Source organism: Mycobacterium sp. 852002-10029_SCH5224772 (genome assembly GCF_001667315.1).
Classification (GTDB): domain Bacteria; phylum Actinomycetota; class Actinomycetes; order Mycobacteriales; family Mycobacteriaceae; genus Mycobacterium.
The window spans coordinates 1-15,004 of sequence record NZ_LZHT01000027.1 but is presented as its reverse complement, the minus strand read 5'-3'; the positions used below and the strand labels follow the sequence as shown (position 1 = coordinate 15,004).

General features: G+C 67.9%; 8 protein-coding genes. 2 read left to right on the top strand and 6 right to left on the bottom strand.

Annotated elements, in window-relative coordinates; translation table 11 throughout:
• Positions 1 to 20 precede the first annotated feature (20 nt).
• The 3 genes from A5775_RS06690 to cysC are packed head-to-tail and all read right to left on the bottom strand — an operon-like array spanning position 21 to position 2,298.
• Positions 21 to 338, bottom strand: a complete 318-nt coding sequence (locus tag A5775_RS06690) for a hypothetical protein (RefSeq protein ID WP_067249547.1) — start codon at positions 336 to 338, stop codon at positions 21 to 23.
• Positions 335 to 1,594, bottom strand: coding sequence for a sulfate adenylyltransferase (gene sat / locus A5775_RS06685; RefSeq protein WP_067249544.1), 1,260 nt, complete (start codon positions 1,592 to 1,594; stop codon positions 335 to 337). The genes A5775_RS06690 and sat overlap by 4 nt, the downstream gene beginning before the upstream one ends.
• Positions 1,591 to 2,298, bottom strand: a complete 708-nt coding sequence (cysC, locus tag A5775_RS06680) for an adenylyl-sulfate kinase (protein WP_067249541.1) — start codon at positions 2,296 to 2,298, stop codon at positions 1,591 to 1,593. The genes sat and cysC overlap by 4 nt, the downstream gene beginning before the upstream one ends.
• 773 nt (positions 2,299 to 3,071) lie before the next feature.
• Here cysC and A5775_RS06675 point away from each other — a divergent pair.
• Positions 3,072 to 4,265, top strand: coding sequence for a PPE family protein (locus tag A5775_RS06675; protein WP_067249539.1), 1,194 nt, complete (start codon positions 3,072 to 3,074; stop codon positions 4,263 to 4,265).
• A 73-nt stretch (positions 4,266 to 4,338) separates the two neighbouring features.
• Positions 4,339 to 5,499 carry a PPE family protein gene (locus A5775_RS06670; protein ID WP_067249533.1) on the top strand — a complete coding sequence of 387 codons (1,161 nt, stop codon included), beginning with the start codon at positions 4,339 to 4,341 and terminating at the stop codon, positions 5,497 to 5,499.
• A 13-nt stretch (positions 5,500 to 5,512) separates the two neighbouring features.
• On the opposite strand, the gene pks2 is transcribed toward A5775_RS06670, so the two are convergent.
• The 3 genes from pks2 to A5775_RS06655 all read right to left on the bottom strand — a co-directional run.
• Positions 5,513 to 11,884 (bottom strand): type I polyketide synthase, encoded by a 6,372-nt coding sequence (gene pks2 / locus A5775_RS06665; protein WP_067249529.1) that lies wholly within the window; start codon positions 11,882 to 11,884, stop codon positions 5,513 to 5,515.
• A gap of 353 nt (positions 11,885 to 12,237) precedes the next feature.
• Positions 12,238 to 14,601, bottom strand: a complete 2,364-nt coding sequence (locus tag A5775_RS06660; RefSeq protein WP_067249525.1) for an APC family permease — start codon at positions 14,599 to 14,601, stop codon at positions 12,238 to 12,240.
• A 112-nt stretch (positions 14,602 to 14,713) separates the two neighbouring features.
• Positions 14,714 to 15,004 (bottom strand): aminotransferase class I/II-fold pyridoxal phosphate-dependent enzyme (locus tag A5775_RS06655; RefSeq protein ID WP_156660592.1); only part of this gene is annotated, 291 nt, incomplete at its 5' end.

Below are 15,004 nucleotides of genomic sequence, written 5' to 3'. Positions count from 1 at the left end.
GCGGCGGCGCTACCGGCGGCTCAGCGTTGCGTCTCCTCGAGAAAGCGGCCCATCACGTCGGGACCGGTGGAATGCATCGCGATCGACAGCTCTAGCAGCCTGTCCTTCGCCCGCTTGGGCAGCAACTCGATGGACTGGGTGGTGGCGGAATCGTATTTCGACCCCGGATAGCGCTGCAGGACAATATTTTTCTGCTCTTCGGTCGTGTAAATCTCCAGCAGTTTCATGCCTGCGAAAGCCTCATTCGCCAGGTCCGCCATCCCGGCGTTCGCCAACGCTTCCAGCCGCTCCTCGTTGATCCAGACGTTGACCTTGATCTGCTTGTCGTCGCTGCTCACGAACCCTCCAATTGGTTGAGCGTGAAGACCGGCCGTCTGTCCCGCAGATATTCCTCGGTGACGAACGGCGAACCCCGACCATGCTTGGCGGCGCATTCCATCACGACTTCGAAGACCTCATGCCGCATCACCTTCTGCGTCGGTTTGACCTCGTCTGTCAGAATGCTCCGTATCAGGCTGCCGCTGAAACTTTGCGCCTGCGAATCGTGGCCGCACAGCGCCGAGTTGGTGACTTCCAAACACACCGGGCAATACCAGTTCTCCCGCAGGAACACCGGCTTGATGCCCAGCTGGCTCCGGTATTGCTTGAGGATGTTCTGTGAGTCATAGGGGTGGTAGAAGTCGCCCACGCCCGCGTGGTCGCGCCCGAACATGTGATGGGTGCAGCCCAGGTTCGTCCGCAGAATCGCGTGGAAGATCGCCTCGCGGGGCCCCGCATACCGCATGTCCCAGAGGGTGAAAGACACCATGTGCACGTTCTCGCGGAAATATCCGCTGGTTCGTAGGGCGTTCTGCCCCAACAGGATTGCCTCGTCGATGTAATCGCCTACGCGCTTTTGGCCGATGATGGCATTCACCAGGACGCCCGTGTTCAGGTTGTCGACCGGCTGGTCCTCGTTCGCGGCCAACCACGCTTGCTTCATCAACGCCTCGTGGCCGGTGTGCGGAACGTTTCTGGTCTGGTGGGCGACGGCCCGCTGCCAGTGCCGCTGGGCCAGCGCGTCCTTGTGCTGTTTCGGGGTGAGCCAGAAGCTCTTGAAGGGCTCGTGGAAAACGGGTTCGTTGATCAGCGTGATATCCCCGCCGATGAAGCGGTTTTCGTAGCCAAACGTCTTCTTGACGCCCGGGTGCCGGGGATCGGTTGTGCCATATGTCTTTTCGGCCATACGCTCGAGGTCGTACTCGTAGATCTCGGTGATGTCGAAGATGGCCATGGGGGCGCCGAGATAGTCGAGAACTACGCTGGCGCCTTCCTTGATATCGAGCGTCGCGATGTCGTCGGCGGACATGTCGAAGACGATCGGAATGCTCCACAGCGTCCCGTCCGGCAGCGCGAAGTCGTCCAAGGTCCCGTCGACCGCTTGGCGGCCCATGAAGCCGGTCAGCGGGGTGAAAAAGCCGTAGGAAAGGCTGATGACTTCGTGCGCGGTGGCCTTCGATATCGGAACACGCGGCAGCCCCTGCATCCGACCGGTCGCGTCGTCCGTGGACACCCGCTCCACGATCGGTTTGCCGTTGTGACCCGTGTAGTTCATGCCGTGACCTCGTTACTCTCCAGGTTCCTTTCCCGGCCGTCGTGATCTCGGTCGGGCGTCTCGATGACCCCTACCCGCTGGAGGTGGGCGATCACTTCGTCGGCGAGCGTGTCCGCGTCCTTCGTTCCGCCGTCGAGCCGCAACTCCGGCTGCGTCGGGGCCTCGTACGGGTCGTCGATCCCGGTGAATCCCTTGATCTCGCCGGCCCGGGCCTTCTTGTAGAGGCCTTTGGGATCGCGCTGTTCGCATACCTCGATCGGGGTATCGATGAAGATTTCCTGGAAATCGCCATCGCCCAGCGTGGCCCGGATCGCGTCGCGATCACGAACGTAAGGGCTGATGAAGGCGGTCAAAGCGATGACGCCGGCCTCGCAGAACAGCTTCGCGACCGCGCCGATCCGCCGAATGTTCTCCTCACGATCCTCGGCGGAAAACCCCAGCCCGAACCGCTTGGCGAACGCGGGCCCATGGCGCTCCTCGAGCAGCTCCGCACCGGCGTTGAGCCCGTACCGGACGTTGTCGCCGTCCAGGAGATAGCTCCGGATGCCCCGCTCGTAGAGCTTTTGTTCGACGATGTTGGCGACCGTGCTCTTGCCGCTGCCACTCAGCCCGGTGAACCAGATGACGCACCCGTGGTGGCCATTGAGTTCCTCGCGCTCGCCGCGGCTGATCTTGTGTTCGTGCCAGGTGATGTTGTTCGACATTTCTGGTTCCTGTTCACAGCGAGGTCGATGCGCAGCTACGGCGCCGCTGCCACACACCTTTGCCAAATTTCTTGTCAACCAAACCGGATTAGAACCAGCCTACAAGTAAAGATGGTCAACTTACGGGAGTTTTCCGGTGGCGGGATCACTCCGCCACGTTCCCCGCATCGGGTCCGCCAGCAAACGAATCACGCTGGTGGAGCGAAGCCGGTCCCCGCAGTCTTTGCCGAGGCGCGAAGCAGGGCGCCGGTTTGCTATCCCAGCGTCCGGGGCCGCAGGCGTCGGCCAGCACGCGTCGATGCCCTGGGCCGCTGGTGGCGCGAGCCGTCGATCGTTTGTGCGTCGATCGGTTATGGCTGTCCAAGGCGGATCGTTGGGTTTTATTCAAGCAGAGAATAATTTGCCGTGCCGCCGCCCAGGGCCGCGTGCGGCGCGACGCGATGGCGCTCACGCCCGCCATAAGCGCGTGTGAGCGTCGATCATCGATGGTCCGGCGAACACGCCATAACCTCGCTGGCAAATTTGCAGCCGGCGGCCCGACGCACACGGGACCGTAAACACGAAGTAAATTTCATTTAACATTCCGATGATCAAGTCCCTTGACTCGCTTGCCATTGCCTGCTCGTCGACGCGCTTGGGCCGCAACGCACGAAGCCGTCGTCGCCAGCGACGGCCAGCGCGTACAGATCCAACGGTCCCGGGGTCACCGCCAGCCGGCCCTGCCGCCTCGCGGCGGTGCATACCCGGGGCCGTCTGACGAAGAGGAAGTACGAATGCTCGATTTCGGGTCCCTGCCACCAGAAATCAATTCGACCAGAATGTATGCCGGTCCCGGCTCGGGGCCGATGGTTGCCGCGGCGGCCGCCTGGGGCGTACTGGCCAACGGGCTGGAGACCGCGTCGCGCGGTTACGCCGCGGTGATCGCCCAGCTCGAAGGCGAAAGCTGGACCGGCAGCGCCTCCGCCGCGATGGCCACCGCGGCCGCCCCGTACGTGGCGTGGCTGGCGACCGCGGGGGCACAAGCCGAGGAGGCCGCGAGTCAGGCTCGGGGCGCGGCGGCCGCCTACGAGGCCGCCTTCGGAGCGACGGTGCCGCCCGCGCTGGTCACGGCCAACCGCACCGTCCTGGCGCAACTGGTCGCGAGCAATATTCTGGGGCAGAACACCGCGATGATCGGGGCGGCCGAAGGCGCCTACGAACAGATGTGGGCCCAGGATGCCGCCGCCATGTACGGCTACGCCGCCACGTCGTCGGGCGCGACAGCGCTGACGCAGTTTCACGAGCCTCCGCGGACCACCAACGCCGACGGGCAGCCCGCCCAAACCGCCGCGGTCGCCCAAGCCACGAACGGCTCGGCCGCGACCCAATCTCACGCCGCGTTGTCCCGGACGATGTCGACCGTGCCGCAGAAATTGCAAACCCTCTCCGAATCGGGTCCTCCGGGGTCTCCGGGTGGCCCCACGCCCTCGGGCGTGGTCGACGCGGTCGACAACTTCAACACACTGACGGCGCCGGTGAACCTCGGCGACGCCATGAGCCGCACCTTCACGTCGGCGGGCACCTTCGGCACCGGGGCCTTCCGCGCCAATCTTCAGGCGGCGAGCGAAGCCGTCAAAGCCGCCGCCCCCGCCGCGACGGCCGGCGTCTCGACCGGCGCGGCGAGCGTCGCCGGCCCGACCCTGGCGAGTACGGGCAGCGCGACGGCGGTAGGCCGATTGTCGGTCCCGCAAAGCTGGGCGGCGACGAATCCGACGATCTCCACTGTCGCCGAGTCGCATTGGCTGTCGGACGCCGAGCTCGACGGTGGACCGTCATGGCACGAAGGCCCGGCGACCAATATGTGGGGCGGGGCGCCCGCGGCGGGCGCTGGGGCCACGTCGGCGCTCTTGTCGCGGCCCTCGGTCAACAACGTCTTGCGTGTGGCGCCACGCCAATTCAAGATGCCGCGTCCTTCCGCGGGCGGATAGCCACTAGTTCCACTCTTCAGTGCAGGCATGGACCTGCAGCGACCAAGCGTGCGTTGTTCAGAAAGGATCGCCGATGATTGATTTCGGGGCGCTGCCGCCCGAGATCAATTCGGCCAGAATGTATGCCGGGCCGGGCTCGGCCCCGATGTCTGCCGCCGCTTCGGCGTGGGACGCGCTGGCAGCGCAACTGGAGTCGCACGCCGCCGGTTACTCCGCCACGCTGTCGGAACTGCGCGGACGGGCGTGGTCCGGCGATGCTTCAACGGCAATGGCGGCCGCGGTCGAACCGTATGTGGCGTGGGCATTCACCACGGCGGCTCAGGCCGGGCAGGCCGCCGCACAAGCACGCGCCGCAGCGGCCGCTTATGAGGCGGCGTTCGGCGCAACGGTGCCGCCACACGTGGTCGCCGCCAACCGACTTCAGCTCCTCATGCTGATCGCCACCAACTTCTTCGGACAGAACGCGGCGGCGATCGCGGCCACAGAGACCACATACGCCGAGATGTGGGCGCAGGATGCCACCGCCATGTACGGCTACGCCGCATCGTCGTCGGCCGCCACCACCCTCACGCCGTTCGCCCAGCCACCCCGCACCACGAACGCGCACGGCCAATCGGCCCAGGCCGCTGCGGTCAACCAAGCCGCGAGTACGTCCGCGGGTCAGGCCCGGGCCGCGCTGGTCTCGGGCCTGTTCACGAATGCTTCCTCGGGCGGGCCTGCCGAGGTGCTGGGGTCTGGATCCGGTCTGTCCCTTATCAGTTCGGTCGACGACTTCAATACACTCGTCACCACACCGGGACAGACGTTCTTGGCGGGCGCCCGCACATTGTTAGGGTGGGGGCAATTGGGGTACGGGCTCGACCTTTCCGATATCCAGGCCGCCAAGGCCGCAGAGGGCGATGTGCCCATTGTGCCGGACATCGCGGCGCCCACTGCGCCGGAGATCGCGGCCGTCCGCGGTCCTGTGCTGGGCGGATTGGGCCGGGCGACACTGGTGGGCAAGCTATCCGTCCCGCAGGCCTGGATGGCCGCGAATCCAGCGCCCACCGCCAGCGCGGGACTGACCCCGTTGCCCGACAATGTATTTCGGGTAGCGCCGGCGGCGGTGGCGGACCCATCCACCGTCCCGGGACCCATGCCCGCGGCCCGCACCGCGGGTCAGGCCGCCGGTGTCCCGGTGTTGCGCAACGGACGTCGCATCTTCAAGATGCCGCGCCCGGCATACGGCGGGTAGCGACACCCGCGAGTCAGGATGCCGACGGCGCCGCTTCCAAACCCGCCAGCTCGTCGCATAAGTGGTCCGCCACACCGCGGACGGTGGTGATCTTGGTGGGGCTGATGCGCACGCCCGTCTCGGTTTCGATGCGGGTCCGCAGTTCCAGGTTCCCCAGCGAATCCAGGCCGTAGTCGGATAGCGGGCGGTCGGGATCGATTGTGCGCCGCAACAATAGGCTGATTTGACCGGATACCAGCCGCCGGATGGCCGACGGCCATTCCTCGCGCGGCAAGGCCTGCAGCTCGGCCAGAAACTTGCCCGTGTCCGGTTTGCCGAGCCCCATCGATCCGAACGCTTCGGCGAAGCGGCTGCGTTGCGCCAACGAGGTCAACCACGGCGTGCCCGTGATCGGGGCGTAGCCGCAGTAGGGGCGGTCATAGCGCAGCAGCGTCTCGAATGCGCGGAACCCCTCGGCCGGAGTGATCGCCACGCCGGCGCCTTCGGCCAGGGCGGTGGCGCGGCCGACCTCCGACCACGCCCCCCACGCGATCGCGGTGGTCGGCAGGCCCTGAGCGCGGCGCCAGTAGGCAAACGCGTCCAGCCAGCTGTTGGCCGCGGCATAGGCGCCCTGCCCCGGCGAACCCACCAGCGCGGCGGCCGACGAGAAGCAACAGAACCAATCCAGTGGCTCCCCCGCGGTGGCTTGGTGAAGGTTCCACGCGCCGTGCACCTTTGGCGCCCAGCACCGGTCGATGAGCTCATCGGTGACGTTCGCCAGCGTGGCGTCCTCGACGACGGCCGCGGCGTGCAGCACCCCCCGCACCGGCAGCCCGGTGGCCGTCGCGCACGCCACCAGGCGCTCGGCCGTCCGCGGTTCGGCGACATCCCCGCACTCCACCGCGATGTCGGCCCCCGCGGCACGAAGGCGCTCGATGGCTTGGCGCGCTTGCTCGTTGGGCTGCGAGCGGGAATTGAGCACGATCCGCCCACAACCCGCTGCGCCGCCTCGCGACGCCATCTCGCCGGCCAGGAACAGCCCCAATCCGCCGATCCCGCCGGTGATGACGTAGGCGCCGTCGGCGCGGAACGGCCGGAACTTTTCCGGTGGCATTACCGCCACGCTGCTGCCCGCGCGCGGCACGTCGAGCACCACCTTGCCGGTGTGCCCGGCGGCGGCGACCAGACGCACCGCGGCGGCCGCGTCGTGGATCGGATAGCGCGTGCTGCGCGGCAATGGCAATTCCCCCGCCGCGGTGCGTTCATACACCGTGGTCAGCAAGCGCCGCACGGTGTGCGGGTGACTGAAAGTCAACAGCGCCAGGTCGACGGCGAACAACGAGAGGTTGCGGCGGAACGGGAACAGTCCGAGACGGCTGTCGCCATAGATGTCGCGCTTGCCCAATTCGATGAAGCGCCCGCCCAGCGCCAGCAGTTCGATGCCCGCGCGCTGCGCCGCGCCGGGCAGCGAGTTGAGCACCACGTCGACGCCGTAGCCGTCGGTGTCGCGGCGAATCTGGTCGGCGAATTCCGTGCTGCGTGAGTCGTAGACGTGCTCGATGCCCATGTCGCGCAACAGCTGCCGGCGCTGTGGGCTGCCCGCGGTCGCGAAGATCTCACAACCCGCGGCCCGGGCGATCGCGATCGCCGCCTGCCCGACGCCGCCGGTGCCGGAGTGGATCAGCACTTTGTCCGCCGGTGCGATGCGGGCCAAGTCGTGCAGGCCGTACCAGGCGGTCGCCGAAGCGGTCGGCACCGCGGCCGCGTCTTGCAGCGGTACCTCGGCGGGCAGGGTGACCGCGTGCTGGGTGTCGGCGATGACGAAGGTGCCCCAGCATCCGTTCCGCGACATCCCGCCGACGTGGTCGCCGACCTGGTGCTCGGTGACGCCCGGCCCGACGGCGGTCACCACGCCGGCGAAGTCGCCGCCCAACTGCTGCCGGTACCCCTCGAACGTCGGATAGCGCCCGAACGCGACGAGCACATCGGCGAAGTTGACGGTGGACGAGGTGACCGCCACCTCGATCTCCCCCGGTCCGGGCGGAACCCGATCGAACGCGGCGAACTCCAGCGATTCCATATCACCGGGAGTGCGGATCTGCAGCCGCATGCCGTCACGCTCGTGGTCGACGATCGTGGTTCGCCGCTCGGCCGGACGAAGCGGACCGGGCCGCAGCCGCGCGGCGTACCAATGGCCGTCGCGCCAAGCGGTCTCATCTTCTTCCGAGCCGCTTTTCAGTTGCAGCACAACCTTTTCGGGCTCGGTGGCGTCATCGACGTCGATCTGGGTGGCGCTCAGATGCGGATGCTCCGAATCGATCACCCGCATCAGTCCACGCAGCCCGGCCTGCGCCAGGTTCGCCACATCGCCGGCGACCACGCTCGCGGCGTTGCGGGTAACGACGAAAAGTCGCGGCGCTTCCCCGGGAAGCTCCGAGAGCTCACGGGCGATGGTCGCGAGGTGCGATACGTAGTCCCGGCCGCGTCGCCGGGCCCGCGGGTCGTCCGGGCGGTCATCGGCTACCCCGATCACCACGACGACACCGGTGAGCCCCTTGAGGGCCCCGTGACCGTTGGTGGCGGACACACCGCCGCCGGACACCAGCGAACGCAGCTGCGCGGTGTCCACCGATCCGAGCGGCACCGACACCGTGGTGCATTGCGCCCCATCGGAATTCAAGACGTCTGCGAGTTGCGTCGCCAACCGGTCGTGACCATCGGACCCGGCATCGGACGCGCTGAGCAGCAGCCAGGATTCCGACCCGCCCTGCACCGCCTCGGGCGGCTGGCGGGGCTCCCATTCGATGGTCAACAACCGCTCGTTGAGCAGCCGGTGGGCGTGTTCGTGTTCGGAAGTTCCGCCGGCCAGCCGTAGCCCCTCGACGGTCAGCAGCACCGCCCCGCACTGGTCCAGCACGTCGACGTCGGCCTCGCACTCGCCGGGACGTGAGGACGTGACCCGAGCCAGGCAGTAGTGCGCGTTGCGCGTCGAGTGATAGTTGCGCAGCCTGCGCACCCCCACCGGCAACAGCAGGCCGCCGGCGCCGGCCTTTTGCACCTCGGGCGCAACAATGACCGACTGGAAGCAGGCGTCGAGCAGAGCCGGGTGCGTGGAATAGGCCGACTGCTGCGAGCGGATCGCCCCCGGCAGCGCCACTTCCGCGAGCACCGTCGTGATATCCCCGTCGCCGACCAGCACCGCGGACAGACCGGCAAACGCCGGACCGTACTGAATACCCACGGCGTCGAAGGCCTTTCGCAGCTCGGCGCCCTCCATGCGGGACGGGTGGGCGGCGATCAGCGTTTTCAGGTCGTGCGCGGGCGGTTGGTACGGCTCGGCGCCTGCGCCGGAAGCGTGCAGGGTCGCGCCGGCGCGGCGGACGCGTTCGCCTTCCTCGTGCGTGTCCACCGTGAACTCGAGCACCCCGGGTGCGGTGACCGTCGCCGTCGAGGAAGCCTGCGTGTGGTCGGCCAGTAACAGCGTCTGCTCGAAGGTGCCGTCGCGAACCTCGGCGCGTTCACCGAGCGCCGCGCCGGCTGCCGCGAGCGCCATCTCGCAGTAGGCGGCTCCGGGAAACGCTGCGACGCCGTAGATTTGGTGGTCGGCGAGCCACGGGTGGGCGTCGGTGCCGACGTCGCCCTGCCACACATGTCGCTCGGGCTCCTCGCGCAGATGCACATGCGCCCCAAGCAGCGGGTGAACGGCCTGGAGCGAGGCGCCGTGGGCCTGCTCCACCGACTCGCGACTGAGCATCAGCCGCCGGTGCGTCCACGTCGGCAGCGGCGCATCCACCAGACGCCCACTGGGGTATTGGACGGAGAAGTCCACCAGCGCGCCGGCGCTGTGCACGTCGGCGACGAAGCCGCGCAAGCCGGCCGGCAGCCCCTGCTCGCGGCGCATGGCCGCGAGCGCGGCGATCGGCATGTCCAGGTTGGCGGCGTTCTGCTCGACGGCGTGGGTCAGCAGCGGATGCGGCGCCAGCTCACCGAAGACGCGGAACCCGTCCTTGAGGGCTGCTTGCACGGCCGCGGCGAATCGCACCGTGTTCCGCAGGTTTTCGGCCCAGTAGTCGGCGCGAAACGACGGCCGCTCGCGGGGGTCCCACAAGGTGGCGGAGTAGTACGGAACTTCGGGCACCGTGGGTTTCAGCTCCGCGAGGGCGTCGACCAGCTCCTCGATGATCGGCTCCACCTGCGGTGAATGCGAGGCGACATCCACCGCGACCTCGCGCGCCAGCACGTCCTGCTCCTGCCAGGCCGCGACCAGCTCACGGATCGCCTCGGCGTCACCGCCGACGACCGTCGATGTCGGTGAGGCGACCACGGAGAGCACGACGTCGGAGATCCCGCGGATGGACAGTTCCGAAAGCACTTGTTGCCCAGGCAGTTCCACCGACGCCATGGCGCCGCTTCCGGCGAGTCGCGCCATCAGCCGCGAGCGGCGGCAGATGACCTTCACGCCGTCGTCGAGCGATAACCCGCCGGCGACCACGGCCGCCGCGGATTCGCCGAACGAATGTCCGATGACGGCGCCGGGGCGCACCCCGTAGGACTTCATCGTTTCGGCGAGCGCGACGTGCATGGCGAAAATCGTCGGCTGGACTTTGTCGATGCCGGTCACCGTCTCCGGCGCCGACATGGCCCGGGTGACCGAAAACCCTGATTCTGCGGCGATCAACGGTTCGACGGCGGCGATCGTCGCGGCGAACACCGGTTCCCTGGCCAGCAGTTCGGCGCCCATCTGCGACCATTGCGAACCCTGTCCGGAGAACACCCACACCGGCCCGCGATCGTCTTGTCCCACGGTCGGCTGGTACGGAATGTCGCTGTCGGCGAGTGCGCGGAGTCCCGCGCGCAACCCGTCGAAACTGTTCGCGGACACCACCGTCCGCACCGGCCGGTGCGCGCGGCGGCGCGACAGCGTGTAGCCCAGGTCCCGCAGGCCGGTGTCGCTGCCGCCGTCGGGAGGGGCACTGCGCCGCTCGTCGAGCCAGGCCTCTAGGCGAGCGGCCGTGACGCGGAGCTGCTCTGCCGACGTGGACGACACGGGAAACAGCAGTGGCCCCTCGGCTTGGGGCGCCGCCGACGCATCGGGCGCCCGGGTGGGGGTTTCCGCCGGCGCCTGCTCCAAGACGGCGTGCACGTTGGTGCCGGACATCCCATAGGACGACACCGCGGCGCGGCGCGGATGAGGGGCGGTGCTGGGCCACGGTGTATTGACCTGCGGCACAAAGAGTTCCGTGTTGACCCGGGCCATCTCATCGGGCAGCCGGGTGAAATGCAGATTCTGCGGCACCACACCGTGCCGCAGCGCCAGGATCGCCTTCAACAACCCCAGCGGCCCGGACGTCGATTGCATGTGGCCGAAATTGGTCTTCACCGACCCCAGCACGCAGGGCCCGTCGGTTCCGTACACGGCTGCCAGGCTGGAGAATTCGATCGGATCGCCGACCGGGGTGCCGGTGCCGTGCGCCTCGACGTAGCCGACCGTGGACGCGTCGACGCCCGCCACGCCCAACGCCGTTCGGTAGACGGCGATCTGAGCCGTCTCCGAGGGCGCCGCGACGTTCACGGTGCGGCCGTCGTGGTTGGCGGCCGTGCCGCGCAGCACCGCCAGGATGCGATCGCCGTCGCGCCGCGCGTCGTCGAGCCGCTTGAGCAGCAGCATGACGCAGCCCTCGCCGGACACGAAGCCGTCGGCCTGCACGTCGAACGCGTGGCAGCGGCCGGTCGGCGACAACATGCCTTGCAACGAACCCGATACGGACTTCCGGGGTTCCAGGGTCACCACCACACCACCGGCCAGGGTGAGGTCGCTTTCGCCGCTCCCCAGGCTGCCGCACGCTTGGTGGACGGCCATCAGCCCGGACGAGCACGCCGTGTCCACCGTGACCGCGGGGCCGTGCAGCCCCAGCGTGTAGGCGACCCGCCCGGACGCGAAGCTGTTGCTGGTGCCGGTGAATCCGTACGGCCCTTCGGCCGCGCCGCAGTCGGCGGACAGCAGTTCGTAGTCGCCGTGCGTCAGGCCGACGAACACGCCGGTCTGCGTTTGGGCCAGGGACGCGGGGTCGAGGCCGGCATGCTCGACGGCGTCCCACGACGTCTCCAGTAGCAAGCGGTGTTGCGGGTCGATCGCGGTGGCCTCACGCTCGGTCATCCCGAAGAAATCGCAGTCAAAGCCCCCGACGTCGTCGAGGAACGCCCCCCACCGGGTCACCGATCGGCCGGGCACCCCGGGCTCGGGGTCGTAGAACAGGTCCGCGTCCCACCGGTCGGCGGGAATCTCGCCCACGAAATCGTCGCCGCGCAGCAACGCCTCCCAGAGGCGCTGCGGGGAATCGATCCCGCCGGGAAGCCGGCAGGCCATTCCGATGACGGCCACGGGTGTGGCGTTCGCGGCACGCAACGTGCAGCCCCCTGTTCTCGCCCAGCGGCCCGTGAGCGTCGCCGCGCACCGTCTTTCTCACGTGTTCAGGCGTAATTGTGCAGGCGTCAGTTTACCTACCCGAACCGCGTCAGTTAGCGGGATTAAGCAATTCGGTTCGGCGTACCAGAAAGGATCCTGAAGGGTTACAGAGCCGCCCCCGTAGCCGCCCCGGTGTCGTGAAACCCACGCCGTGACTTCGCAATTGCGTAGTCTTCACCCCCACCGGCACCGCGGCGCGCCCGCCGCCATGGCCCCGCGGGATCAGCGAAACCGCCTTAGTCTCAACACATTTCGCGCGGTATCGCGGCCGCCCCGCCGCACGGACGCCAGGACTAAGACTGGTCGGCTTGTTCCGAGGCCCCGGACTCGGCTTCCTTCGCCGGATCTTCGATGACCTGATACTCCGGATCGACCATCGACAGGGAACGCTGGGCGGCCTGGCGGGCCTTGCCGCTGATCCGCAACAGTTGACCGGGCTGGATGTCGGCGCCCCCGCGTCCGGGGCGGAAGGTCACCGTGATTTCCCCGCTGCTGTCCCCCACGACGATCTGCCGTCGCGTTCGCCCCCGTTCGGCGACGTCTTCGACCTCGCTGACACGTCCCTCGATGGTGGCGCGTTGCCCGGAGATCAGTCCGGCCACCATGATCACCGACGACGGCCCTTCGGGGTGTTCGTAGGCGTCGACCTTCTCGTCCTCGTCCTGGGACACCCAGGTCTGGATCTTGTCGATCTCTTGCCCGATGCGCTGCTCGAACGAGTCGGGGTAGGCCTCTCTGATCCGCGATTCCACGTCGTAGGGCACGATCGTCGCCGCGGCGTCGGGGATGAGGCTGACGGCCTGGGCGACCTTGTCCGCAGTCCGGTCGTGCAGCAGCCGGCCGAACAGCCACGCGAATGTCCGCCGCGGCAGGAGGACCGTGACGTTGGTGTCGGGGTGTTCGTCGCGCGCCTTGGCGACCAGCAGCTGCGCGGACCTGCTGATCCGCCGGTCGGGGCAGTCCACGATCCGTAGCGGAGTGTCCAGACCGAAGTGGTCCCAACGGCTTCGCAGTTGCGCGGCGTGGGCCGGGTCGACCATGAAGTGCACGGCAACCAGTTCGTCGGCCCGCAGGCCCCGGCCGTAGCGCAACGCTTCGATGACCGCCAGGTCGACCGAGTCGACAAACACCAGCACCTTGTGCCGCGCGTACTTCACCAATTCCGGGCGGTCGGTGCGGAACATCTCGAGAATGGCTGCCTCGGCGCGGTATTCGCGGTTCAGCCGCGTCAGCACGAACACCAGCACCGGGAACACGACGACCACCAACCAGGCGCCCTCGGTGAACTTCGCCACCGCGAAGATGCCCACCACGATCGTCGACAGGATCGCCGCGGACAGGTTGATCATCAGCCGGTGTCGCCATCCCGGTTCGCGATGCGTCACATGGTGTTTGGTCATGCCGTAGCCGGCCATCGAGAACCCGGTGAACACGCCGATCGCGTAGAAAGGGACCAGCGCGCTGACCGAGCCGCCGGTCACCACCAGCAACGCGATCGACAGCGCCGTCAGCGTGATGATTCCGTTCGAAAACACTAGGCGGTGACCACGTTTCGTCAGCTGCCTGGGCAGGAAGCGGTCGTCGGCGACGAAGCTCGCCAACGCCGGGAATCCGTTGAAACTGGTGTTTGCGCCGGTGAACAAGATGGCCGCGGTCGACGCCTGGACCAGCACGTAGAACACGTCGCCGAGCGTGCCGTTGCCGTAGACGGCGCGGCCGATCTGCGACAACACCGACGGATATTCGGTCAGATACGGCGTGGCGTGGGTGACGTGGGCCAGGTAGGCGACACCGGCCAGCAGGAAGCCCAGGATGATGGCCATCGCGGTCAGCACCCGGCGCGCGTTGCGGCCCTGGGGCTTTCGGAAATAGTCGACCGTGTTGGAGATGGCCTCGACCCCGGTCAGCGACGAACCTCCGTTGGCGAACGCACGCAGCAACACCAGGATGGTCGCGCCCAGCACCAGCCCGTTGCCCTGATGAACCGGTACGGCGCCGGGCGTGTGCGCGGGATCGTAGACCGGTAATCCCCCGGTCATCACGCGGACCACGCCGACGAGGATGGTCAGCCCGACCATGGCTATGAAGGAGTAGGTCGCGACCGCGAACGGCATTCCCGCCTCCCGCAATCCACGCAGGTTCGCGTAGCAGATGATCAGCACCACGCCGACGGTGATCGCGAGGCTGTAGGGGCCCAACGCGGGGATCGCCGAGACCACCGCCACCGTCCCGGCCGCCGATTGCACCGCCACGGTCACCACATAGTCGATCAGCAGCGCCGCGGCGGCGATCTGCGCGACCCGGGGGCCGAAGTTGTCGCGCGCGACGATATAGGAGCCGCCGGCCCGGGTGTAGGCCATCACCACCTGCCGGTACGAGGCGGCCACCAACACCAGGATGAACAGGATGACGCCGGTGATCGGGAGCAACAGCAGGAACGCGGCCAACCCCGCGTGGGGCAGCAATTCGATCAGGATCTGCTCGGGGCCGTAGGCGACCGATGAGACCGCGTCCGGCGAAAGCGCGCCCAGCGCAACGCCATTGGACAATTTCTCGGAGGCGATGTCCTCAGTGATCAGCGGCTTTCCCAAGAACACACGCCGGGCGACATCCCCGAACGACAGCGGGATGCGCAGCTTGCCGGTCGAACTGGTCACAAGCACCGTCCTTACCCGAGGTTCAAGAACGTGAAACGCCTAACGATGCATTGTGCACGTTCGCGCCGCGAGGCGGCGCGCATCGTCGCCGGGTAGGTTCAGATCGCCCGGGCTAGGCGAGCCGGCGCACCGCGGCCGCGATCCGCTCATCGCTGGCCGTCAGCGCAACCCGCACGTGCTGAGCGCCGCGCGGGCCGTAGAAATCACCGGGCGCCACCAGGATGCCGCGCTGCGCCAGCCACGCGACGGTGTCGTGGCACGGCTCGCCGCGGGTGACCCAGAGATAGAGGCCGGCTTCGGAATAGTCGACCGCAAAGCCGGCCGAACGCAGCGCGGGCATCAGGGCGGCCCGGCGCCGCTCGTAGCGCTGCCGTTGCGCCAGCTCGTGGGCGTCGTCATCCAG

Coding starts and splice junctions, on each gene's coding strand:
- sat (WP_067249544.1), bottom strand. CDS start 1,594: ATGAACTACACGGGTCACAACGGCAAACCGATCGTGGAGCGGGTGTCC.
- cysC (WP_067249541.1), bottom strand. CDS start 2,298: ATGTCGAACAACATCACCTGGCACGAACACAAGATCAGCCGCGGCGAG.
- A5775_RS06675 (WP_067249539.1), top strand. CDS start 3,072: ATGCTCGATTTCGGGTCCCTGCCACCAGAAATCAATTCGACCAGAATG.
- A5775_RS06670 (WP_067249533.1), top strand. CDS start 4,339: ATGATTGATTTCGGGGCGCTGCCGCCCGAGATCAATTCGGCCAGAATG.